This window comes from Thermomonospora curvata DSM 43183 (assembly GCF_000024385.1).
In the GTDB taxonomy this organism is placed as follows: domain Bacteria; phylum Actinomycetota; class Actinomycetes; order Streptosporangiales; family Streptosporangiaceae; genus Thermomonospora; species Thermomonospora curvata.
In genome coordinates this window covers 1,767,758-1,789,462 of the sequence record NC_013510.1, presented here as the reverse complement: position 1 = coordinate 1,789,462, position 21,705 = coordinate 1,767,758, and the positions used below count along the sequence as shown (strand labels likewise).

The window sequence follows — 21,705 nt, the reverse complement described above, 5'->3', positions numbered from 1 at the left end:
GGGCCGATACGACGAGGGCCGGTGAGGAAAGCGGCTGTACCGCTGACTTCACCGGCCCTGGATCCAGGTGGAGCTATGGGGATTCGAACCCCAGACCTCCTCCATGCCATGGAGGCGCGCTACCAACTGCGCCATAGCCCCGCGCAACTGCGTGGACTTTCATCCCGCAGCGCGCAGCCAGTGTATAGGACACCGGCCGTTGACTCGAATCGAATTGCCGTTCAGGTGGTGCCGTTGCCGTCGTCCTGCCCGGGACGGTCGTCGCTGAGGACCGGTTCGGGCAGGGTGCCGGCGTTGTGCTCGACCAGGCGCCAGCCGCCGTCGCGCATCTCCTCCAGCACCGACCAGCAGCAGTTGGACAGGCCGCCGAGCCGTTCCCACAGCTCCTCGGGCAGGCCCAGCAGCCCGCACATGCCCAGCCGGAGGGCGGCGCCGTGGGAGGCGGCGACCAGGAGCCCGTCGGGGGGCAGCGCGTCCACGGCGCGTTCCAGGGCGGCGCTGACCCGCTTGGCGACCTGGGTGCTGGTCTCGCCGCCGGGCGGCTGCCAGAGGGCGTGCTCGACCGGCCAGCGTTCGCGGATCTCCTTGCCGGTCAGGCCCTCCCACTTGCCGCCGTCGCGCTCGATGAGGTCACGGTCGTAGGTGACGGTCAGACCGGTGATCTCGGCGAGTGCGGCGGCGGTGTCGGCGGCGCGCTGCAGCGGGGAGGAGACGATCGCGGTGGGCCGCAGCCCGGCCAGCAGCCGGGCGGAGCGGGCCGCCTGGGCGCGACCGACCTCATTCAGCGGGATGTCGGTCTTGCCTTGGAAGCGGTTCTCGACGTTCCACGAGGTCTGGCCGTGCCGCCACAGCACCAGCCGGCGGCGGCCGGGCTCCCGGCGGGCGCCCGTGCCCATCTCGTCACTCACCCAGACCTCCGGAACCGGCCATGGAGGCACGCTGTGCGGCGTGCGCGGTGACTGCCTGCGGCAGCGGGATGACGGGGCAGTCCTTCCACAGCCGTTCCAGGGCGTAGAAGGCGCGTTCCTCCTGGTGCTGGACGTGGATGATCACATCGAGGTAGTCCAGCAGGATCCAGCGGCCCTCGCGTTCCCCTTCGCGACGCACGGGCTTGGCGTCGGCCTCCTCGCGCAGTCGCTTTTCGATCTCGTCGACGATGGCCCGGACCTGACGGTCGTTGGGCGCCGAGCAGAGCAGGAAGGCGTCGGTGATCACCAGCTGCTCGCTCACGTCGTAGGCGATGATGTCGTCGGCCAGCTTGTCGCCCGCCGCCTCGGCGGCGATCCGGACCAGCTCGGCGGCCCTGTCGGATGCGGTCACGTGCGGTCGTGATCCTCCCGGTTGGGGACGGTTCCCGGTCTACTCTCTCACGACCGTCGCCGCTGCCCGTGCTTTCGCGGCAAAGCGGGCGGCGGTCGCTTCCCTCCAGGTTATGCCGTGGCGGCGCCCGGCGGGTGCGGGTCGCTTCATCGCAGGTCAGCGCCGGTCGGGGGCGTCGCGGTACAGGCCGCGCTTGTTGATGTACTGGACGATGCCGTCGGGGACGAGGTACCAGATCGGTTCCCCGGCGCGGACCCGGTCGCGGCACTCGGTGGAGGAGATCGCCAGGGCGGGCACTTCCACCAGGCTGACCCGGCCCTTGGGCAGGCCGGGGTCGGCGAGGCGGTGGCCGGGCCGGGTGCAGCCGATGAAGTGCGCGAGGTTGAACATGTCGGCGGCGTTGCGCCAGGTCAGGATCTTGGCCAGGGCGTCGGCGCCGGTGATGAAGAACAGTTCGGTCTGCGGGCCGTAGATCTTGCGCATCTCCCGCAGCGTGTCGATGGTGTAGGTGGGTCCGGGCCGGTCGATGTCGACGCGGCTGACGGAGAAGCGGGGGTTGGAGGCGGTGGCGATCACCGTCATCAGGTAGCGGTCCTCGGCCGCGGTCACCTGGCGTTCGGACTTCTGCCAGGGTCTGCCGGTGGGGACGAAGACCACCTCGTCCAGCCGGAACAGGTGGGCGACCTCGCTGGCGGCCACCAGGTGGCCGTGGTGGATGGGGTCGAAGGTGCCGCCCATGATGCCGAGTCGCCTGGGACCATCGGCAGTGCTGCTGGTCATATCGGTGACCATAACGAGCGCCGATCTTCAGGTCGCAGGCCGCCCCGGGGTTGCGGCCCGGACGTTCGGGCCGCTGAAGGTGGCCGGAACGGGCCTTCGGGAACCTTGGGGCGGGGCCGCTCGTCGGACTTAGCATGCCGGATATGACGAAGAACACGCCGGACCGGGCACGTAAACGCTTCCCCGGGATCAGCTCCCGGGCCTATGAGCATCCGGCCGACCGGTCCGCCCTGGTGGCGTTGCGGTCGCTGACCGGGTTCGACACCGTCCTGCGCCGGCTGTCCGGCATGTTCAGCGAACGCGCCCTGCGGCTGATGTTCCTGGGCGGGGCCGTGCGGGTCGGCGACGACCAGTTCCGCAACATCCACGACATGGTCCGCGACGCGGCCTACATCCTGGACTTCGACGAGGTCCCCGAGCTGTACGTGGTGCAGGACCCGACGCCGAACGCGATGACGATCGGCAGCGGCAAGCCGTTCATCGTGCTCAGCACCGGGCTGATCGAGCTGCTCGACGACGAGGAGCTGCGGTATGTGGTGGGGCACGAGGTGGGGCACATCCTGTCCGGGCACGCGGTGTACCGGACGATGCTGCTGATCCTCACCTCGCTGGGGGCGCGGCTGGCGTGGCTGCCGCTGGGCAACCTGGCGATCGGGGCGATCGTGATCGGGTTGCAGGAGTGGCAGCGCAAGGCGGAGCTGTCGGCCGACCGGGCCGGGCTGCTGACCAGCCAGGACCCGGACGCGGTCAAGCGGGCGCTGATGAAGATCGCCGGCGGGCCGCGCCTGGCGGAGATGAACACCGACGCCTTCCACCGGCAGGCCCGCGAGTACGACGCGGCCGGGGACGTGCGCGACGGGCTGCTGAAGTTCCTCAACCTGCTGCAGCGGTCGCACCCGTACCCGGTGGTGCGGTTCGCCGAGATCGACAAGTGGGCCTCCGGCCCCGAGTACCGGCGGATCCTGGAGGGCGACTATCCGCGCCGGGACGGCGATGAGGAGGCGAAGGTCACCGACGAGATCCGCAACGCCGCCAAGGCCTACCGGGAGTCCTGGAACGAGACGGCCGACCCGTTCATCGGCAAGCTCCGCGACATCGCCGACGGCGCCGCGGGCCTGGCCGGTGATCTGCTGTCGCGGGTCACCGGCCAGACCCGCGGCCGCGGCTGAGCGGGCGCGCCGCCCGGCCGCCGCGGCGGCCGGGCGGCGGTGCGGGTTTTCTCAGCCCCGCAGCTGGCCTTCGCCGGTGACGACGTACTTGGTGGAGGTCAGCTCCGGCAGGCCCATGGGGCCGCGGGCGTGCAGCTTCTGGGTGGAGATGCCGATCTCGGCGCCGAAGCCGAACTCCTCCCCGTCGGTGAAGCGGGTGGAGGCGTTGACCATGATCGCGGCGGAGTCGACGGTGGCGATGAAGCGGCGGGCGGCCTGCTGGGAGTCGGTGACGATCGCCTCGGTGTGGCCGGAGCCGTACTTGCGGATGTGGGCGGCGGCCTCCTCCAGGGAGTCGACCACGCGGGCGGCGATGTCCAGCGACAGGTACTCGGCGTACCAGTCGTCCTCGGTGGCGGGCACCACGGCGTCGGAGTAGGCGCGGACGCGCTCATCGCCGTGCACGGTGACGCCCTTGTCCTGGAAGGCGGCGAGAATCCGGGGCAGGAAGGCGTCGGCGATGTCGCGGTGGACCAGCAGCGTCTCGGCGGCGTTGCACACCGACGGGCGCTGGGTCTTGGCGTTGATGACGATGTCGACGGCCATGTCCAGGTCGGCGGCGGCGTCCACGTAGACGGCGCAGTTGCCCACGCCGGTCTCGATGACCGGCACGGTGGACTCCTCCACCACCGAGTTGATCAGCGAGGCGCCGCCGCGGGGGATCAGCACGTCCACCAGGCCGCGGGCCCGCATCAGGTGCTTGGCGGACTCGCGGGTGGTTCCGGGCACCAGCTGCACGGCGTCGGCGGGCACCTGGGTGCCGGCCAGGGCGTCCTGCATGATGCGCACCAGCGCGGTGTTGGAGTTGTAGGCCGAGGACGAGCCGCGCAGCAGCACCGCGTTGCCGCTCTTGAGGCACAGCGCGGCGGCGTCCACGGTGACGTTGGGGCGGCCCTCGTAGATCATGCCGACCACGCCCATGGGGACCCGGATCTGCCGCAGCTCCAGGCCGTTGGGCAGCACGGTGCCGCGGACCACCTCGCCGACCGGGTCGGGCAGCGCGGCGACCTTGCGGACGGCCGCGGCGATCGCCTTGATGCGGCCCTCGTCCAGGCTGAGCCGGTCGATCATGTACTCGGAGATGCCGTTCTCGCGGGCGGCGGCGACATCGGCCCCGTTGGCCTTGACGATCTCGGGGACGTGCGCCAGCAGGGCATCGGCGATGGCGTGCAGGGCGGCGTCCTTGGCGGCCCGCGGCAGCGGCGCCAGCGTCGCCGACGCCTCCCGGGCCAGACCGGCCACCCGCAGGAAGTCTTCGCGCTCGCTCATCACCGTGCTCCTTCGTCTCCTCGCCGGTCCAAGATGACCAGATCATCGCGGTGGATGATCTCTCGCTGGTATTCGGGGCCCAGCTCGCGGGCCAGCCAGCGGGTGGAGCGGCCCATCAGGGCCGGGATCTCCCCCGCGTCATAGTTCACCAGACCGCGCGCCACCACGCGCCCTTCGCCATCGACCACGTCCACTGGGTCGCCGGCGGAGAAGTCGCCCTCCACGCCGGTGACCCCGGCCGGCAGCAGCGACTTGCGGCGCCGCACCACCGCGTCGACCGCCCCCGGGTCCAGGATCAGCCGGCCCTGGCCGGTGGTGGCGTGCGCCAGCCACAGCAGCCGGGTGGAGGGGCGCTGGGCCCGGGTGGGGTGGAAGTAGGTGCCGACCGGTTCGCCGGCCAGTGCGGCGGCGGCGGAGGCGGCGTTGGTGAGCACCACCGGGACGCTGGCACCGCCGGCGATGCGGGCCGCCTCGACCTTGGTGACCATGCCGCCGGTGCCGACCCGCCCGGAGCCGCCGAGCTTGACGTCGGCCAGGTCGTCGGGGCCGTGCACGTCGGTGATGCGGCGGGCGTCGCCGTGGCGGGGGTCGCCGGTGTAGAGGGCGTCCACGTCCGACAGCAGGATCAGGGCGTCGGCGCGGACCAGGTGCGCCACCAGCGCCGCCAGCCGGTCGTTGTCGCCGAAGCGGATCTCGTCGGTGGCGACGGTGTCGTTTTCGTTGACGATCGGGACGATGCCCATCGCCAGCAGCTGCTCCAGGGCGCGGCGGGCGTTGCGGTGGTGGGCGCGCCGCATCAGGTCGTCGGCGGTCAGCAGCACCTGCCCGACGCGCATGCCGTAGCGGGCGAAGGAGGAGGTGTAGCGGGCCACCAGCAGCCCCTGGCCGACGCTGGCGGCGGCCTGCTGGGTGGCCAGGTCGGTGGGGCGGCGGGTCAGGCCGAGCGGGCCCATGCCGGCGGCGATGGCGCCGGAGGAGACGAACACGATCTGCCGGCCGGCGTTCTTGGCCGCCGCCAGCACGTCCACCAGCGCGTCGATGCGGTCGGCGTCGATGGTGCCCTGCGGGGTGGTCAGCGAGGACGAGCCGGCCTTGACCACCACCCGCCGGGCGCAGGCGATGGCCTCACGGATCCTGGGAGTCGCCGTCTCCGCTTCGATGATCATGCGTTTCCCCCGTTCGCCTCCGGCATGCCCTCAGACGCCGCCTTTTCCCTTCGTCGGCTCATGTGCGTGTGCGGTCTTGCGGTGCTCGGCGGGCTGAAGCCTTGCGGACGCAACGGACTCCTTTGCGGTGTGCTCGTTCATCGGCCCTCCAGCCGGTGGTCGGTGCCGCGCGGGCCGAGGGCCTGGGTCTGGCCGGCGGCGATCTCCGGCTCCCAGTCGAAGACCACCGCGTCGTCCTCGGTGCCGATCATGACGGTGGCGCCGGGTTTGGCGCCGGCCTCGGCCAGGGCCTCCTCCACGCCCAGCCGGGCCAGCCGGTCGGCCAGGTAGCCGACCGCTTCGTCGTTGGTGAAGTCGGTCTGGCGCAGCCAGCGCAGCGGCTTGGTGCCGCCGATCAGGTAGGTGTTGTCGCCCATCGGCTTGATGGTGAAGTCGGCGCCGGCGACCGGCTCGGGGCGGATCACCAGCCGGGTCGGCTCGGGGGGCGGCAGGCTGGCCCGGTAGGAGCGCACCATCTCGGCCATGGCGAACGACAGTTCGCGCAGCCCTTCGCGGGTGGCGGCGGAGACCTCGAAGACCTTCAGGCCGCGTTCTTCGAACTCCGGGCGGACCAGCTCGGCCAGCTCCCGGCCGTCCGGGACGTCGATCTTGTTGAGGGCGATCAGGCGGGGGCGGTCCGACAGCGGGCGCACGTGCTCGCCCAGCGCCCGGTCGTAGGCCTGCAGCTCCTTTTCGATGACCTCATAGTCGGTGAGCGGGTCGCGTCCGGGCTCCAAGGTGGCGCAGTCCAGGACGTGCACGATGGTGGAGGAGCGCTCGATGTGGCGCAGGAACTCCAGGCCCAGCCCGCGGCCGCGGCTGGCGCCCTCGATCAGGCCGGGCACGTCGGCGACGGTGAAGGTGGTGTCCCCGGCCTCCACCACCCCCAGGTTGGGGGTGAGCGTGGTGAACGGGTAGTCGGCGATCTTGGGGCGGGCCGCCGACAGCGCCGCGATCAGGGAGGACTTGCCGGCGCTGGGGAAGCCCACCAGCGCCACGTCGGCGACGCTCTTGAGCTCCAGGACGATGTCGAGCTTCTCGCCCTCCTCGCCCAGCAGCGCGAAACCGGGGGCCTTGCGTTTGGGGGAGGCCAGCGCCGCGTTGCCGAGCCCGCCCCGGCCGCCGCGGGCGACGACGAACCGGGTGCCCTCCCCCACCAGGTCGGCCAGCACCTGGCCGTCGGTGGTCATCACGACCGTGCCGTCGGGGACGGGCAGCACCACGTCCTCGCCGTCGGCCCCGTTGCGGTGCGAGCCCTGGCCGGGTTTGCCGTTGCCGGCCCGGCGGTGCGGGCGGCGGTGGTACTCCAGCAGGCTGGCGGTGCCGGTGTCGACGACCAGGATGACATCGCCGCCGCGGCCGCCGTTGCCGCCGTCGGGGCCGCCCAGCGGCTTGAACTTCTCCCGGTGGACCGAGGCGCAGCCATGCCCGCCGTCGCCCGCCGCGACGTGCAGCACCACCCGGTCAATGAACTGCGCGCCAGCGGCCATGGTGTCTCCCTCGTGATGTGTCGCCTGTGCTCGGACCCTGTGCGGTGCGCTCGCCTGCTCTCAGCCGGCCCTTTGGCCGACATGGCAGAGGGCGGACCTGCCGGTCCGCCCTCTGTGCAACGCTTTCCGCAGGCGGACTACTCCGCCGCCGGGATGACGCTCACGGCCTTGCGGCCCCGGTAACGGCCGAACTGGACCGTCCCGGCGACCAGCGCGAACAGCGTGTCGTCGCCGCCGCGGCCCACGTTGCGGCCGGGGTGGAAACGGGTGCCGCGCTGGCGGACGAGGATCTCGCCGGCGTTGACCACCTGCCCGCCGAACCGCTTGACCCCCAGCCGCTTGGCGTTGGAGTCACGGCCGTTCCGGCTGGACGAGGCGCCCTTCTTGTGTGCCATCGGTCGACCTCCCTCTCACTCGCCGGACGTGATGCCGGTGACCTTGACCCGGGTGTAGGGCTGGCGGTGGCCCATCCGCCGCTTGTACCCGGTCTTGCTGCGGTAGTGCATGATGTTGATCTTCGGTCCCTTGACCGCGCCGAGCACCTCGGCGGTGACCTTGTACTTGGCCAGCTCGGCCGGGGAGGTCACGACATTGTCGCCGTCGACGACCAGCACGGCGGGGAAGGTCACGGTGGCGCCGACCTCCTGCTTGAGCTTGTCGACGGTGAGCACGTCGCCCGTGGTCACCTTCTCCTGCCTGCCGCCTGCGCGGACAATCGCGTACACCGCGGAAACCCTTCGTTACTCGCGCGCTTCCGGAATCAACCGGTCCCACACGTGGTCTTCACCAGCCCTCGGTTGAGGGCCTGCCTCCGGCTGCGACCGAAGGCGGCACGCACGAGGGAGGGGTTCCCTCGGCGCTCTTTGCTTTCGCCTCGCCGGCTGCGGCGAGGGCCGCCCCGAGCATCCGCGATCCGGTTCGCAGCCCTCACGGAGACCCGAGTGCACAAGTCAACGGCCGCGTCGTCGGACACGGCACTGTTCCCAAGATATCCAGGGAACGTCCCTAGGGTACATGGAGAACGACCCGGCCGCGCACACGCGGGCCCGATCGCCCTCGGCCCGGCGCGTGCCGGGGGCGTCCCGCTCGTGCCGCCGCCGGTCGTGGGCGGCGGCACGAGCGGGGGCGGTCAGCTCTCTGCGGAGCCTGCGACCTCGGCCTTGTCCTTGGTCTTGGCCCGGGAGCGGCGGACCCGGCGGCGTCCGTTGCCGGCGGCCGCGTCCGGCACCTCGACCGGCGGCTCGGCCGTCTCCGCCTCGGCCGTCTCCACGGCGGCGGGAGCGGCCTGCGGGACCTCCGCAACGGTCTGCGCGGGTTCCTGAGCCGGTTCCCCGGCCGGCTGGGCGGGCTCGGCGGAGGCGGCCTGCGTCTCCTGCTCGCGCTTGGCCGCGGCGCGCTTTTCGGCCTCGTGCTTGGCGAGCTTCTCCTCGACGGCCCGCTCCACGTCCCCCTTGCGCTTGCGGCGGCGGCCGCCCGACTTGTCGGAGCCGTGCTCGACCGGGGTGGTCTGAATGTGGATGCCGCGGCCGTTGCAGCACTCGCAGGGCTCGGAGAAGGCCTCCAGCAGGCCCTGGCCGACCCGCTTGCGGGTCATCTGCACCAGGCCCAGCGAGGTCACCTCGGCCACCTGGTGCTTGGTGCGGTCCCGCGACAGGCACTCCAGCAGCCGGCGCAGCACCAGCTCCCGGTTGCTCTCCAGCACCATGTCGATGAAGTCGATGACGATGATGCCGCCGATGTCGCGCAGCCGCAGCTGGCGGACGATCTCCTCGGCCGCCTCCAGGTTGTTGCGGGTGACGGTCTCCTCCAGGTTGCCGCCCTGGCCGGTGAACTTGCCGGTGTTGACGTCCACCACGGTCATCGCCTCGGTGCGGTCGATGACCAGGGAGCCGCCGCTGGGCAGCCAGACCTTGCGCTCCAGCGCCTTGGCGATCTGCTCGTCGATGCGGTAGGCGCTCAGCACGTCCTGGTCGGACTCCCAGCGTTCCAGCCGCTCGGCCAGGTGCGGGGCGACGTAGCCGACGTACTCGGAGACCATGTCCCAGGCGGTGTCGCCGGAGACCACCAGCTTGCTGAAGTCCTCGTTGAAGATGTCGCGGACGACCCGGATGGTCAGGTCCGGCTCGCCGTGCAGCAGCGCCGGGGCGCTGGCGGTCTTGGCCTGCTTGTGGATGTGCTCCCACTGGGCCGACAGCCGCGCGATGTCGCCGGCCAGCTCTTCTTCGGTGGCGCCCTCGGCGGCGGTGCGCACGATCACCCCGGCGTTGTCCGGCATGATCTTCTTGAGCACCTGCTTGAGCCGGCTGCGCTCCTTGTCGGGCAGCTTGCGGCTGATGCCGGTCATCGACCCGTCCGGCACGTACACCAAATAGCGGCCGGGCAGGGAGATCTGGCTGGTCAGCCGGGCGCCCTTGTGCCCCACCGGGTCCTTGGTGACCTGCACCAGCACCGACTGGCCGGACTTGAGGGCCTGCTCGATGCGGCGCGGCTGCCCCACCAGCCCGGCCACGTCCCAGTTGACCTCGCCGGCGTACAGGACGGCGTTGCGGCCCTTGCCGATGTCGACGAAGGCGGCCTCCATCGACGGCAGCACGTTCTGGACCTTGCCGAGGTAGACGTTGCCGACGTACGACTGGTGGCTGGCCCGGTCCACATAGTGCTCCACCAGCACGCCGTCCTCCAGGACGGCGATCTGGGTGCGCTCGCCGCGCTGGCAGATCACCATCACCCGCTCCACCGACTCGCGGCGGGCCAGAAACTCCGACTCGGTGATCACCGCGGGGCGGCGGCGGCCCTGCTCGCGGCCCTCCCGGCGGCGCTGCTTCTTGGCCTCCAGGCGGGTGGAGCCCTTGACGGCCTGCACCTCGTCGGTGACGTCGCGCAGCTCGCGGGGCGGGCGGACGTGCACCACGGTGTTCGGCGGGTCGTCGGGGGCCTGCTCCTCCACCTCGGCCGTGCCGGAGCGGCGGCGACGCCGGCGGCGCCGGCGGCTGGTGCCGGTGGTGGCGGGGGCGGCGCCCGCCGCTTCGGTGTCCTCGGCGCCCTCCGGCGCCGCCTCGGCCGTCTCACCCTCGGGCTGCTCGGCGCCGGCCGTCTCGCCACCGCCCTCCTCGGCGGTCTCCGGCTCGGCCTCGGGCTGCTCGCCGGGACGGGCCTGCCGGTCCTCCTCTGCGGCCTCGGCCTGCTGCTCTTCGGTCCCTTCCGCGGCCTCCGGCTCGCCGTCGGCGCTCTCTTCGGCCTTCTCACCGCCCTTGTCGGCGGACTTGCCGCGGCCCCGGCCGCCCCTGCGGCGGCGCCGGCGGCGGCGCAGGGCGGTCCCCTCGTCCTCCTCGTCGAGGTCGACCGGCTCGATGTCCTCGCTTTCGTCCTCGACGACGGCGGCGTGCTTGGGCGGCACCTCGGCCTTGGGGATGGGCTGCGGCGGCTGGAAGACCACCATGGGGGGCTGGAAGGTGACCGAGGGGACCGTCGGGGTCTCCGGCTGGGCCGGCACGTCGAGGGTGGGGACGGGGGGCACCAGCGGAACGGGCGGCGGCGGCCCGGCGGGCCGGTACGCCGCGCCCTCGTGGGAGGGCTCGGTGGTCTGCACGGCGCTCACCGCCCCGAAGGGGGAGCGCACCGGGTCGATCGTTTCCTTCGCCGCTTCCGCCGCCTCGGGCTCGTCGTGGTCCGGCTCTTGGGCGGTCTCCTCTTCGTCCCGGGCGGACTGCGGCCGGGGCACCGCCGCCGGCTCCTGCGGGGCGGGCTCGGCGTCCGGCCGCTCTACCGCGGCTTCGTCCCCCTCGGCGGCGGCTTCGGCCGGCTCCTCCGCTTCCTGGGCATGTTCTGCCTGCTCTGCGGCGGTCTCCGGCGGTACCGGCTCGGCGTCCTGCCGTTCTGCGGCGGCCTCGGCCTGCTCCTCGGTGGTCTCCGGCTGCTCTTCGGCGCCGTCGGTCTGCTCCGCCGACGCCCCGGCCGGCTCATCGCCCTCTTCCGGGGCGGGTTCCGCCTGGGCTTGGGCGGTCTCGGTCTGCTCGGTGGCCGGCTCCTGCCGGTCCCGGTCCGCTCCCGTCGCTTCGGTCCGCGGCGTGGCCGAAGCGGCCGGGCTGATCACCGCGGGGATGTCATCGATCTCCGGGGGCGGGCCGGCCGGCCGGCTGGCCGCGCGGCGCCGCCCGGAGCGGACCGTGGTGATCACGGGGCTACCGGTGGTCGTTTCGGCGGGACTCCCGGTGCCGGCCGAGTCGTTGTCGTTCTCGCGGTCGTTTTCGCGCATGCGGGCAATCTCCCGTCAGGCTCCCGGGCGCTACCGGACGGTCCGCCATGGGCGGTCCGGCACGGTGCGCCGCGCGGGAGCGCTCTCCGTCAGTCATCGTCGCCGCCGTCGCCTGGACCCCGGTCCGGTGACGACGGCACAAGTCGTCTTGGGCACGCCCGGCCGTCCCTGAAGGGGCGCGGCGCGTCTGTGCGCCCCCGCCCCGGTGAAGTGGCTCCGTGAACACCACGGGGCCGCTCCTATCGCCGGGCGCTGACGACGTCCACGCTCCCGGTGCCCGCCGGCCGCTGTGGCACGGCCCCGTCGGCCGCTTCGGCGTCGTCGCCGGGCGATGGCACGGCGGCGTCCCGGTCGGGATCCAGCGGGTCCGCCAGCTCACCGGTACCTTCGTCCAGGGGCCCCTGCGCCAGCCGGGTCACCAGCGGCGGTGACGGCGGCGCCAGGTCTGCGACCTGTCGCAGTCCGGCGAGGACGTCGTCAGGCCGAACGGCATGATCGACATGCCGAACAACCATTCGAAGTATCGCAGAAGGGCCGTCGGCCGTCTTCGACGCGCCGCGGTCCAGCTCGCAGACGGCTACTGCGGCTCGCGCATCGAAACGGCGGCGTCCCTTCTTGGTCAGGCGTTCGACCTCGACCCGCTCGGCGGCCAGGAAAGCGGCGACCGCCTGCTCGGCGGCATCGGGGTGCACCCCGTCCAGCCGGACCCGCCATGCCGATGCCTGCAGCCGGTCCGCCAGCGAGGTGCCCGCCGGGGCGACCACCGCGTCCAAGGCGTCCAGGCCCGCCGGCAACGCCGCATCGAGGTCGGCCCGCACCTGCTCAGGGTCACAGGCGCGGGTCAGCCCGAGTTCGAGGTACTCAGCCTCGCTGGCCACCCCTGTCGGAGCCGCTCCCAGGTACGAGATCTTCGGGTGCGGGGTGAATCCGGCGCTGAACGCCACAGGGATCCCGGCGCGCCGCACCGCGCGTTCCACGGCCCGGGATATATCGCGCTGGCTGGTGAAGCGCATCCTGCCGCGCTTGGCGTAGCGCACGCGCAGGCGCTGGATCACGGGAGCCGGCGCTGGACCGTCCGGCATGGGTGCCAGGGTCTTAGTCCTTCCTACTCGTGTCGAGTCGAAAACGTCTGCCTCCAGGGTAAGGCCCATCCGGCGCACTCGTACCCCGAGGCGACGCCCCGTGACGGATGCGGCCGGTGGTGCACCGCAACAACTGTGACGCCCGAGCACCGGCGTCAGTTGACGCTCCGGGTGATCACACCACGGTGAGCGGCAGCAGCTTGCGGCCGGTCGGGCCGATCTGGATCTCGGTGCCCATGGTGGGGCACACCCCGCAGTCATAGCAGGGCGTCCACCGGCAGTCCTCGACCTCGACCTCCTCCAGGGCGTCCTGCCAGTCCTGCCACAGCCACTCGCGGTCCAGCCCGGCGTCCAGGTGGTCCCAGGGCAGCACCTCGACCTCGTCCCGCTCGCGCAGGGTGTACCAGTCCAGGTCCACCGGCTCGTCGGCCAGGGCCTTCTCGGCGCAGGCCACCCAGCGGTCGTAGGAGAAGTGCTCGCTCCAGCCGTCGAAGCGGCCGCCGTCCTCCCACACCGCGCGGATGATCTTGCCGACCCGGCGGTCGCCGCGCGACAGCAGCCCTTCGATGATGGACGGCTTGCCCTCGTGGTAGCGCAGCCCGATGGCCCGGCCGTACTCGCGGTCGCGGCGCAGCTCATCGCGCAGGGCGCGCAGCCGGCGGTCGATGGTCTGGTGGTCGCACTGGGCGGCCCACTGGAAGGGGGTGTGCGGCTTGGGCACGAACCCGCCGATGGAGACCGTGCAGCGGATGTCGCGGCGGCCGGTGACCTCGCGGCCGGCGGCGATGACGCGGCGGGCCATGTCGGCGATGGCCAGCACGTCCTCGTCGGTCTCGGTGGGCAGGCCGCACATGAAGTACAGCTTGACCTGCCGCCAGCCGCTGGCGTAGGCGGCGGTGACGGTGCGGATCAGGTCCTCCTCCGACACCGTCTTGTTGATCACCCGGCGCAGCCGTTCCGAGCCGCCCTCCGGGGCGAAGGTCAGCCCCGAGCGCCGCCCGTTGCGGGAGAACTCGTTGGCCAGCTCGATGTTGAAGGCGTCCACGCGGGTCGACGGCAGCGACAGCGAGGTGTTGGTGCCCTCGTAGCGGTCGGCCAGGCCCTTGGCGATGTCGGCGATCTCGCTGTGGTCGGCGCTGGACAGGCTCAGCAGCCCGACCTCGGTGAAACCGGACTGCTTGAGTCCGTTGTCCACCATCTCGCCGATGGTGGTGATCGACCGTTCCCGCACCGGGCGGGTGATCATGCCGGCCTGGCAGAACCGGCAGCCGCGGGTGCAGCCGCGGAAGATCTCCACGCTGTAGCGCTCGTGGACGGTCTCGGCCAGCGGCACCAGCGGCTTTTTGGGGTACGGCCAGGCGTCCAGGTCCATCACGGTGTGCTTGGCCACCCGCCAGGGCACCCCCGGCCGGTTGGGCGCCACCCGCTGGATGCGCCCGTCCGGCAGGTAGGTCACGTCGTAGAACTTGGGCACGTACACGCCGCCGGAGGCGGCCAGCCGCATCAGCAGCTCATCGCGCCCGCCGGGCCGGCCCTCGGCCTTCCACTCGCGGACCACCTCGGTGATGGCCAGCACGACCTCCTCGCCGTCGCCGAGCACGGCCGCGTCCAGGAAGTCGGCGATGGGCTCGGGGTTGAAGGCGGCGTGCCCGCCGGCGATCACGATCGGGTGCTCGTCGGTGCGGTCGGCCGCCTCCAGCGGGATGCCCGCCAGGTCCAGGGCGGTCAGCAGATTGGTGTAGCCCAGCTCGGTGGCGAAGCTGACGCCCAGCAGGTCGAAGGCCCCCACCGGCCGGTGCGCGTCCACGGTGAACTGCGGGATGCCGTGCTCGCGCATCAGCTTCTCCATGTCGGGCCACACCGAGTAGGTGCGTTCGGCGAGCACGCCCTCCCGCTCGTTGAGGATTTCGTAAAGAATCTGGATGCCCTGGTTGGGCAGGCCCACCTCGTAAGCGTCCGGGTACATCAGCGCCCACCGGACCTCGGCCGCGTCCCAGTCCTTGACCTGGGAGTTCAGCTCCCCGCCGACGTACTGAATCGGCTTGCTGACGCGCGGGAGCAGCGGCTCCAGACGCGCGAAGAGCGATTCGACGGGCATGTGGAGGTCCTCCGGAATCAGAAATGGGATCAACTCCTCACCCTAACGCGCCCGCGGGCGTGACCTGGTTCGCCGCGGCGATGCGCCTTAAGCCGGGAAGGGACGGGCGCGCAGATGGACGGCCTGCAACAGGCCGAGGGCGATCATGTTGGCGAACGTGGCCGAGCCGCCGTAGGACACCAGCGGCAGCGGCAGCCCGGTGATCGGCATGATGCCCAGCGTCATCCCGATGTTCTCAAAGGTCTGAAAGCCCAGCCAGCACACCACCCCGGCGGCCACCAGGGCGCCGAACGGGTCGGCCGCGGCGGTGGCGATGCGCAGCCCCCGCCACAGCACCACTCCCAGCAGCCCGATGAGCAGGGCGCTGCCGATGAAGCCGAGCTCCTCGCCGGCCACGGTGAAGATGAAGTCGGTCTGCTGCTCGGGCACGAAATGGCCGCCGGTCTGCTCGCCCTCGAACAGGCCCTTGCCGGTCAGCCCGCCCGAGCCAACCGCGATGCGGGCCTGCTGGGCGTTGTAGCCGGCGCCGCGCGGGTCGGCCTCCGGGTCGATGAACGCGGTGAAGCGGGCGATCTGGTACGGCTTGAGCAGGCCGAAGAACCAGACGGCGAAGGCGGCCAGCACGGCGGCCCCCGCCAGCCCGGCCAGCCAGCGCTTGCGCACGCCCGCCACCGCCAGCATCCCCATCACCACGGCGCCGAACACCATCGTGGTGCCCAGGTCCGGCTGGGCCAGCACCAGCACCGCCGGCCCGCCGGCCAGCGCCAGCGCCAGCACGATGTCGCGGCCGCCGGGACCGGAGTCGGTGTCGCGGGGCTCGCCGTCGCGGGGCTCGGCCAGCAGCATCGCCAGCAGCACCACCAGGCCCACCTTGGCGAACTCCGAAGGCTGCACCTGGAAGCCGCCGCCCAGCACGATCCAGGAGTGGGAGCCGTTGATGGTCTCCCCCAGCGGGGACAGCACCGCCACCAGGCCGACGCAGGCCAGCCCGTAGACGATCGGCGCATAAGCGCGCAGCAGCCGGTAGTCCAGCATCGCCACCACGCCGCCCAGGATGAGGCCCAGCGCCAGGTTGAGCAGGTGCCGTTTGACGAAGCCGTTGGGGTCCCTGCCCTGTTCGGCCAGCTCGGCGAAGGTCGCCGAGCGCACCAGCAGGGCGCTGAGCACCGACAGCGCCACCACGGCCGTGATGAGCTTCCAGTCCAGCCGGCGCAGCGCGACCAGGCGGTGCCGCCAGGTCTGGCGGGCCCCGTAGCCTTCCACCACGTCGGCGGCGCCGATACCCCCGATCATGACGCCTCCCCTTTCGCCGGCCTCACGGGGCGGTCCCCTCGGGCGCGCCCACCGTGCCGTCCTCGCGGAGCTTGGGCAGCCTGTCGGGCAGCCGCCCGCCGGGCAGGGCCGCCTTCTTGCCGTTCAGCCCGTACATCGCCTCCCAGATCTCCCGGACCGCCGGGGCGGCGTAGGTGCCGCCGGTGCCGGACTGGGAGACCATCGCCACCACCACGAAGCGGGGCTTGTCGACCGGGCCGAAGGAGGCGAACCAGGCGGTGTCGCCCTTGCCGTAGACCTCGGCGGTGCCGGTCTTGCCGGCCACCTCGACCTTGTCGAACTCAAAGCCGTTGAAGGCGCCGGCCGCGGTGCCGGTCTTGGGGACGTCCGCCAGGGCCCGGCGGATGTAGGCCAGGACCTTGCCGTCGACCGGCAGTTCCTTGGGCTCGGGCGGGTCGATCCGGCGCACCAGCGTGCCGTCGGGGCGGATCACCGCCAGCCCCACCCGCGGCACCACCAGCTTGCCGCCGTTGGCCAGCGCCGCGTACGCCCTGGCCAGCTGCAGCGGGGTGACCAGCACATCGCCCTGGCCGATGGAGAAGTTGGCGGCGTCACCGGGCCGCCACACATACCCTTCGGCGCAGTGCTCGACGGCGATGGCCTTCAGGTAGGCCGCCCGCGCGGGGTCGGTGCGGGCCACCTCCGGGTAGCCGGTCTTGGCGGCCTTGCAGGTGTCGTCCTTGGTGGCCTCCCAGTACTCCCTCTTCCAGGTGCGGTCGGGGATGCGGCCGGCGGCCTCGCCGGGCAGGTCGATGCCGGTGCGCGAGCCGAACCCGAAGTTGCGCGCCATGGCCTGCATCGGGTCCTTGGGGTTCTTGACCGGGCGGGTGCCGCCGTCGCGCAGCCACGCCTCGTAGGCGAACTTGTAGAAGATCGTGTCGCAGGAGACCACCAGCGCCCGGTGCAGGTTCATGTTGCCGTGCGCCTGGCCTTCGAAGTTGCGGAAGGCGCGGTTGCCGACCTGGTAGGAGCCCGGGCACGGGTAGATGCCGTGCAGGTCGTAGCCGTCGTGGACGGCCGCCGCCACTGAGGAGATCTTGAAGGTGGAGGCGGGCGGGAACAGGCCCTGGATGGCGCGGGAGATCAGCGGCTGCCCCCGGGACTTGCCCAGCAGCGCGTCGTATTCGGCCTGGGAGATGCCGCCGATCCAGACGCTGGGGTCGTAGGTGGGGTAGCTGGCCAGCGCCACCACCCGGCCGGTGCGCGCGTCCATCACCACGGCGGCCGCCGAGTCGGCCTTGGAGCCGGCGGCGCGGGCCTTGCGGACGGCGCCTTCGATGGCCTTTTCGGCGGCGGCCTGCACCTTGGCGTCCAGGCTGGTCACCAGGGACGAGCCGGGAACGGGGGGCTGCTCCCCGGCGGTGCCGGTGACCCGGCCCTGGCTGTCGACCAGCACCTTGCGGACGCCCGGTTCACCGCGCAGGTCGGCGTCGTAGGTCGCCTCCAGCCCGTCCCGGCCGATCAGGTCCACCTGGCTGTAGCCGGTGACCTTCAGGTTGCGCCGCTTGTCCAGCTCTTCTTGGGTGATGGGCTGCAGGTAGCCCAGGGTCTGCGCGGCCGAGGAGCCCTCTGGGCGCGGGTACTCGCGGACGGCCTGGACCTGCGCGATCACCCCCGGGTAGTCCTCGGCGCGCTCCATGATCTGCAGCGCCTTCTTGGGGTCCACCCGGTCGTCCACCGGGATCGGCTGGTACGGCGAGCCGGGCCAGCAGGGACGTTTGACGGTCGGCGAGCACAGCCGGATGCGTTTTTCCAGGTTCTCCCGGGTGGTGCCGAGCGTTTCGGCCAGGCGGGTCAGCACCGCCCTGCCGCCGTCGTCCATGCGCGACAGCACGGTCTTGTCCACCGAGACGACCAGGGCGGTGCGGTTGCGCACCAGCGGCCGGCCGTGCACGTCGAGGATCATGCCGCGCACGGCCGGGACGACGATGTCGCGGATGCGGTTCTGGGCTGCGACCTGGCGATAGTGCTCGCCGTTGACCACCTGCAGGTTCCACAGCCGTCCCAGCAGCACCAGCAGCATCGCGACGACCACGATGTGCAAGATCACTAGCCGGGAATGCGTCTTGGGGTTCATCGCTCACATCCGAGACAGCGCACGGTAGCGGGCGGGCGGCAGGTCGAAGCGGTCGCGGGCGCGTTCGCGTTCATAGCGGCGCATCGCCCGCAGCACCGCCCACACCACGAACGGGCTGGCCAGCACGTCGTAGACGACCTGCAGCGGCACCACGCGGGCGACGATGTGCCAGTCGGCGCGCGGGTCGCCCAGCATCATGCCGACCCCGGCGTACAGCACCGTGCCGGCCAGCGCGCCGACCGCCACCGCAAAGAACGGCACCACCGCCGAGCGGTCCATCTCATCGCTGGCCAGCCCGCACAGGTAACCGATCACGCAGTAGACCAGGGCGTAGCGGCCGATGGTGTGGTCGGCGGGCGGGACGATGTCGGCGGCCAGCCCGGCGCCGAACCCGGCGACCACGCCCATCAGCGGGCCGCAGGTCAGCGCCAGCGCCACCACGCTCAGCAGCACCAGATCCGGGGTGACCGCGCCCGGCAGCGGCAGCCGGTTGGCCACCGACACCTGCAGCACCAGCGCCACCACGATCACCACCGCCGCGGTCAGGTTCCGTCCCGTCGGCGACACATCGCTGGCAGTCAGCACGTTCAGTCCCTCACGTTCGGTGTCCTGGCGGCCTTGGGCGACTTCGACGGCCTGGGGCTTTCGCTCGGTTCGGGGGTCTGAGCGGGCGTGGGCGTCACCACCGGTTTCGGCTTGGGCGGCAGCACGGCGTCACGGGGGTCGGACTTGGGCGGCGCGACCACCACGCCCACCACGTCCAAGGTGGTGAAACGCACGAACGGGCGGACGTAGGCGGTGCGGGTGAGAGAGCCCAGCGACTTCTCCACACGCTCGATCGTCCCGATCGGCACCCCCGGCACATAGGGGCGTTCGCCCTGAGAACCGAGGGTCACCAGGCGCTGGCCGGGTTGCAGCGGGGCGTTGGCGTTCAGCAGCTGGAAACGCAGCGGGGTGGCGTCGCCGCGGCCCAGCCCGCGGCGGCCCACGCCCTGCACCACGCCGATCTCCTTGGAGTCCTCCAGCCGGCTGCCCACCGTGGAGGAGGCGTCGGTGGCCAGCAGCACCGTGGCGGTGGCCGGGCCGACCCGGATCACCCGGCCGACCAGCCCTTCGGCGGTCATCACGGTCATGTCGGGCCGCACCCCGCTGCTGCTGCCGACGTCGATGGTGACGGTGTCCTCCAGTCCCTGCCCGGCGGAGATCACCTGGGCCGGGACGATCTTGTAGCCGCCCAGCCCGGCCGCCCCCAGCAGCCGCTCCAGCTGGGCCGCCCGGTCGGCGTCGATGCGCTGGGCGCGCAGCTGCTCGCGCAGCCGCTGGTTCTCCCGCTCCAGCCGCTCGGCGCGGCGGCGCTCGCCGGGCGCGTCGGTGATGGCGTCGAAGGCGTTGCCGACCGGGCGGACCACCGCCGCCGACACCCGCTCGATCGGCCCGAAGAACGCCTCGCCCGCACTGCGCAGCCCGCGCAACGGCGAGTTCTCCCCGCCGCGGTAGTCAACGGTGATCAGCACCAGCGCGATGATCAGCAGGGTGCCGAACACCACGCGAGTGCGCCGGGTGTCTCTCACCGCCGGGCCTCCCGTTCGTGTCCAAGGCCGCCGGCACGTTCCTCGCCGGCGGCCTTCGTCTTCGGTTGTGCGAACTGGGGGCGTGGGGTCAGTGAACCTTCGTCGACACCTGGCCCCAGGGACCGGGAACGGAGGGCTCGGCGGCGCCCGGCGCAATCGTCACCTTGGGTCACCACCTCACCCCTGACCGTGACCTACCCGTTCCGGCCCGTGAAAAAAGGTGTTCAGTGTCTAGGTTCGGGAACGAGGACGTCGCGCAGCGCCTCGAAGTCCTCCACGCACTTGCCGGTGCCGAGCACCACCGAGTCCAGCGGGTTGTCGACCAGGTGGATGGGCATCCCGGTCTCCTCCCGCAGCCGCTCGTCCAGGTTCTTCAGCAGCGCGCCGCCGCCGGTGAGCGCGATGCCGCGGTCCATGATGTCGCCGGACAGCTCCGGCGGGCACTTGTCGAGGGTGGTCTTGACCGCGTCCACGATGGCGTTGACCTGTTCCTCGATGGCGCGGCGGACCTCCTCGGCGGAGATCACCACGGTCTTGGGCAACCCGGTGACCAGGTCCCGGCCGCGGATCTCGGCGTTGGGCTCGTCATCGCCGCTGGGGTAGGCCGAGCCGATGGCGATCTTGATCTCCTCGGCGGTGCGCTCCCCCAGCATCAGGGAGTACTCCTTCTTGGAGAAGGCGATGATGGCCTGGTCGATCTCGTCCCCGCCGACCCGCACCGACTGGCTGGTGACGATGCCGCCCAGGGAGATGATGGCCACCTCGGTGGTGCCGCCGCCGATGTCGACGACCATGTTGCCGGTCGGCTCCCAGACCGGCAGCCCGGCGCCGATCGCGGCGGCCATGGGCTCCTCGATGATGTAGACCCGGCGGGCGCCGGCCTGGTAGCCGGCCTCCTTGACGGCGCGCTGCTCCACCCCGGTGATCCCGCTGGGCACCGCCACCACGATGCGCGGCTTGGCGAAGTGCCGTCGCTTGTGCACCTTCTGGATGAAGTAGCGCAGCATGCGCTCGGTGACGTCGAAGTCGGCGATCACGCCGTCCTTGAGGGGGCGGACCGCCACGATGTTGCCGGGAGTGCGGCCGATCATCCGCTTGGCCTCGATGCCCACCGCGTGGATCTTGCCGGTGTTGGTGTTGATCGCCACCACGGAGGGCTCGTTGAGCACGATGCCGCGTCCGCGCACATAAACCAATGTGTTCGCCGTGCCCAGGTCGACCGCCATGTCCCGGCCGAGAAACGACAGCTTGTTACCCATGAAGAAAGGGAGCCCTCTCATAACTGGCGGACGTGCAGAGCGGCATACCCATCGTAACGCGCCGCAACCCGGTGGGGCAGACGCGACGCTGCCCCACCATGCCCGAATAATCGCCGATGAGCAGGCGAATTTCACGCCGACACACGCGCCATGACGCGAACACGCGCGGACGGGCCGTTGCGGCCCCCGCGCGTGTCCGTCCTCGGCCTGCGCCCGCCGGCGCCCGACTGGTCTCAGGCCAGCTCGGGGAAGAACAGCTTGATCTCGCGGGCGGCGGACTCCGGCGAGTCGGAGCCGTGCACGATGTTCTCGCCGATCTCCAGGGCGTGGTCGCCGCGGATGGTGCCCGGGGCGGCCTTGACCGGGTCGGTGGCGCCGGCCAGGGCGCGGAACGCCTCGATCGCCCGGGGGCCCTCCACCACCATGGCCACCAGCGGGCCGCCGGTGATGAAGTCGACCAGCTCGCCGAAGAAGGGGCGCTCGCGGTGCTCGCCGTAGTGGTCCTCGGCGGTCTCCCGGGACAGCGTGCGCATCTCCATCGCGATGATCTTCAGGCCCTTGCGCTCGATGCGCGAGATGACATCGCCCACGACACCGCGCCGGACGCCGTCGGGCTTGACCAGGACCAGAGTGCGCTCGGACACGACAGATTCTCCTCAGATAGCCTTCTGGAACGCTCGATGCCGGCCCCGCCGGCGGGGTGCCGGCCCGCAACGACGGTTGCGCGCGAAGCCTACCCGGAACCGGGGCGGTGCCTCA

Annotated in this window: 18 protein-coding genes and 1 tRNA gene; 1 reads left to right on the top strand and 18 read right to left on the bottom strand. The window is 71.8% G+C overall.

Going from position 1 to position 21,705, the window contains the following annotated elements; genetic code table 11:
• Positions 1-68: 68 nt before the first annotated feature.
• From TCUR_RS07665 to nadD, 4 genes are all read right to left on the bottom strand, one after another.
• Positions 69-141, bottom strand: a tRNA-Ala gene (locus tag TCUR_RS07665).
• 80 nt (positions 142-221) lie between these two features.
• Positions 222-896, bottom strand: a complete 675-nt coding sequence (locus tag TCUR_RS07660; protein ID WP_041439409.1) for a histidine phosphatase family protein — start codon at positions 894-896, stop codon at positions 222-224.
• A gap of 4 nt (positions 897-900) precedes the next feature.
• Positions 901-1,320 carry a ribosome silencing factor gene (gene rsfS, locus TCUR_RS07655; protein ID WP_012851915.1) on the bottom strand — a complete coding sequence of 140 codons (420 nt, stop codon included), beginning with the start codon at positions 1,318-1,320 and terminating at the stop codon, positions 901-903.
• A 156-nt stretch (positions 1,321-1,476) separates the two neighbouring features.
• Positions 1,477-2,100, bottom strand: a complete 624-nt coding sequence (nadD, locus tag TCUR_RS07650; RefSeq protein ID WP_083789978.1) for a nicotinate-nucleotide adenylyltransferase — start codon at positions 2,098-2,100, stop codon at positions 1,477-1,479.
• A 143-nt stretch (positions 2,101-2,243) separates the two neighbouring features.
• On the opposite strand from nadD, the gene TCUR_RS07645 reads away from it, so the two are divergent.
• A complete protein-coding gene (locus TCUR_RS07645) occupies positions 2,244-3,269 on the top strand; it encodes a M48 family metallopeptidase (protein WP_041439407.1) in 1,026 nt (341 codons plus the stop codon).
• 51 nt (positions 3,270-3,320) lie between these two features.
• On the opposite strand, the gene TCUR_RS07640 is transcribed toward TCUR_RS07645, so the two are convergent.
• From TCUR_RS07640 to ndk, 14 genes are all read right to left on the bottom strand, one after another.
• Complete coding sequence (locus TCUR_RS07640) at positions 3,321-4,577, bottom strand: glutamate-5-semialdehyde dehydrogenase (RefSeq protein WP_012851912.1); 1,257 nt, start codon at positions 4,575-4,577, stop codon at positions 3,321-3,323.
• A complete protein-coding gene (proB, locus tag TCUR_RS07635; protein WP_012851911.1) occupies positions 4,577-5,743 on the bottom strand; it encodes a glutamate 5-kinase in 1,167 nt (388 codons plus the stop codon). Before proB ends, TCUR_RS07640 begins: the two co-directional genes overlap by 1 nt.
• Before the next feature lie 137 nt (positions 5,744-5,880).
• Positions 5,881-7,272: a GTPase ObgE gene (gene obgE, locus TCUR_RS07630; protein ID WP_012851909.1), complete on the bottom strand. Its 1,392-nt coding sequence runs from the start codon at positions 7,270-7,272 to the stop codon at positions 5,881-5,883.
• Between the two features lie 137 nt (positions 7,273-7,409).
• On the bottom strand, positions 7,410-7,667 hold the full coding sequence (gene rpmA, locus TCUR_RS07625; protein ID WP_012851908.1) for a 50S ribosomal protein L27: 258 nt from the start codon (positions 7,665-7,667) through the stop codon (positions 7,410-7,412).
• Positions 7,668-7,682: 15 nt separating this feature from the next.
• Complete coding sequence (rplU, locus tag TCUR_RS07620; protein WP_012851907.1) at positions 7,683-7,997, bottom strand: 50S ribosomal protein L21; 315 nt, start codon at positions 7,995-7,997, stop codon at positions 7,683-7,685.
• Positions 7,998-8,401: 404 nt separating this feature from the next.
• Complete coding sequence (locus TCUR_RS07615; RefSeq protein WP_012851906.1) at positions 8,402-11,527, bottom strand: Rne/Rng family ribonuclease; 3,126 nt, start codon at positions 11,525-11,527, stop codon at positions 8,402-8,404.
• Between the two features lie 239 nt (positions 11,528-11,766).
• Positions 11,767-12,609, bottom strand: a complete 843-nt coding sequence (locus tag TCUR_RS07610) for a TIGR03936 family radical SAM-associated protein (protein ID WP_052305452.1) — start codon at positions 12,607-12,609, stop codon at positions 11,767-11,769.
• A 175-nt stretch (positions 12,610-12,784) separates the two neighbouring features.
• Positions 12,785-14,707, bottom strand: coding sequence for a TIGR03960 family B12-binding radical SAM protein (locus tag TCUR_RS07605; RefSeq protein ID WP_012851904.1), 1,923 nt, complete (start codon positions 14,705-14,707; stop codon positions 12,785-12,787).
• An 87-nt stretch (positions 14,708-14,794) separates the two neighbouring features.
• Complete coding sequence (gene rodA / locus TCUR_RS07600) at positions 14,795-16,000, bottom strand: rod shape-determining protein RodA (protein ID WP_012851903.1); 1,206 nt, start codon at positions 15,998-16,000, stop codon at positions 14,795-14,797.
• A gap of 22 nt (positions 16,001-16,022) precedes the next feature.
• On the bottom strand, positions 16,023-18,116 hold the full coding sequence (mrdA, locus tag TCUR_RS07595) for a penicillin-binding protein 2 (RefSeq protein ID WP_012851902.1): 2,094 nt from the start codon (positions 18,114-18,116) through the stop codon (positions 16,023-16,025).
• A 3-nt stretch (positions 18,117-18,119) separates the two neighbouring features.
• On the bottom strand, positions 18,120-18,701 hold the full coding sequence (mreD, locus tag TCUR_RS07590) for a rod shape-determining protein MreD (protein ID WP_012851901.1): 582 nt from the start codon (positions 18,699-18,701) through the stop codon (positions 18,120-18,122).
• A 2-nt stretch (positions 18,702-18,703) separates the two neighbouring features.
• Complete coding sequence (mreC, locus tag TCUR_RS07585) at positions 18,704-19,687, bottom strand: rod shape-determining protein MreC (protein ID WP_012851900.1); 984 nt, start codon at positions 19,685-19,687, stop codon at positions 18,704-18,706.
• 224 nt (positions 19,688-19,911) lie between these two features.
• Positions 19,912-20,946: a rod shape-determining protein gene (locus tag TCUR_RS07580; protein WP_012851899.1), complete on the bottom strand. Its 1,035-nt coding sequence runs from the start codon at positions 20,944-20,946 to the stop codon at positions 19,912-19,914.
• Positions 20,947-21,179: 233 nt separating this feature from the next.
• Entirely contained in the window at positions 21,180-21,590 is a 411-nt protein-coding gene (gene ndk / locus TCUR_RS07575) for a nucleoside-diphosphate kinase (RefSeq protein WP_012851898.1), read from the bottom strand.
• Positions 21,591-21,705: the final 115 nt, after the last annotated feature.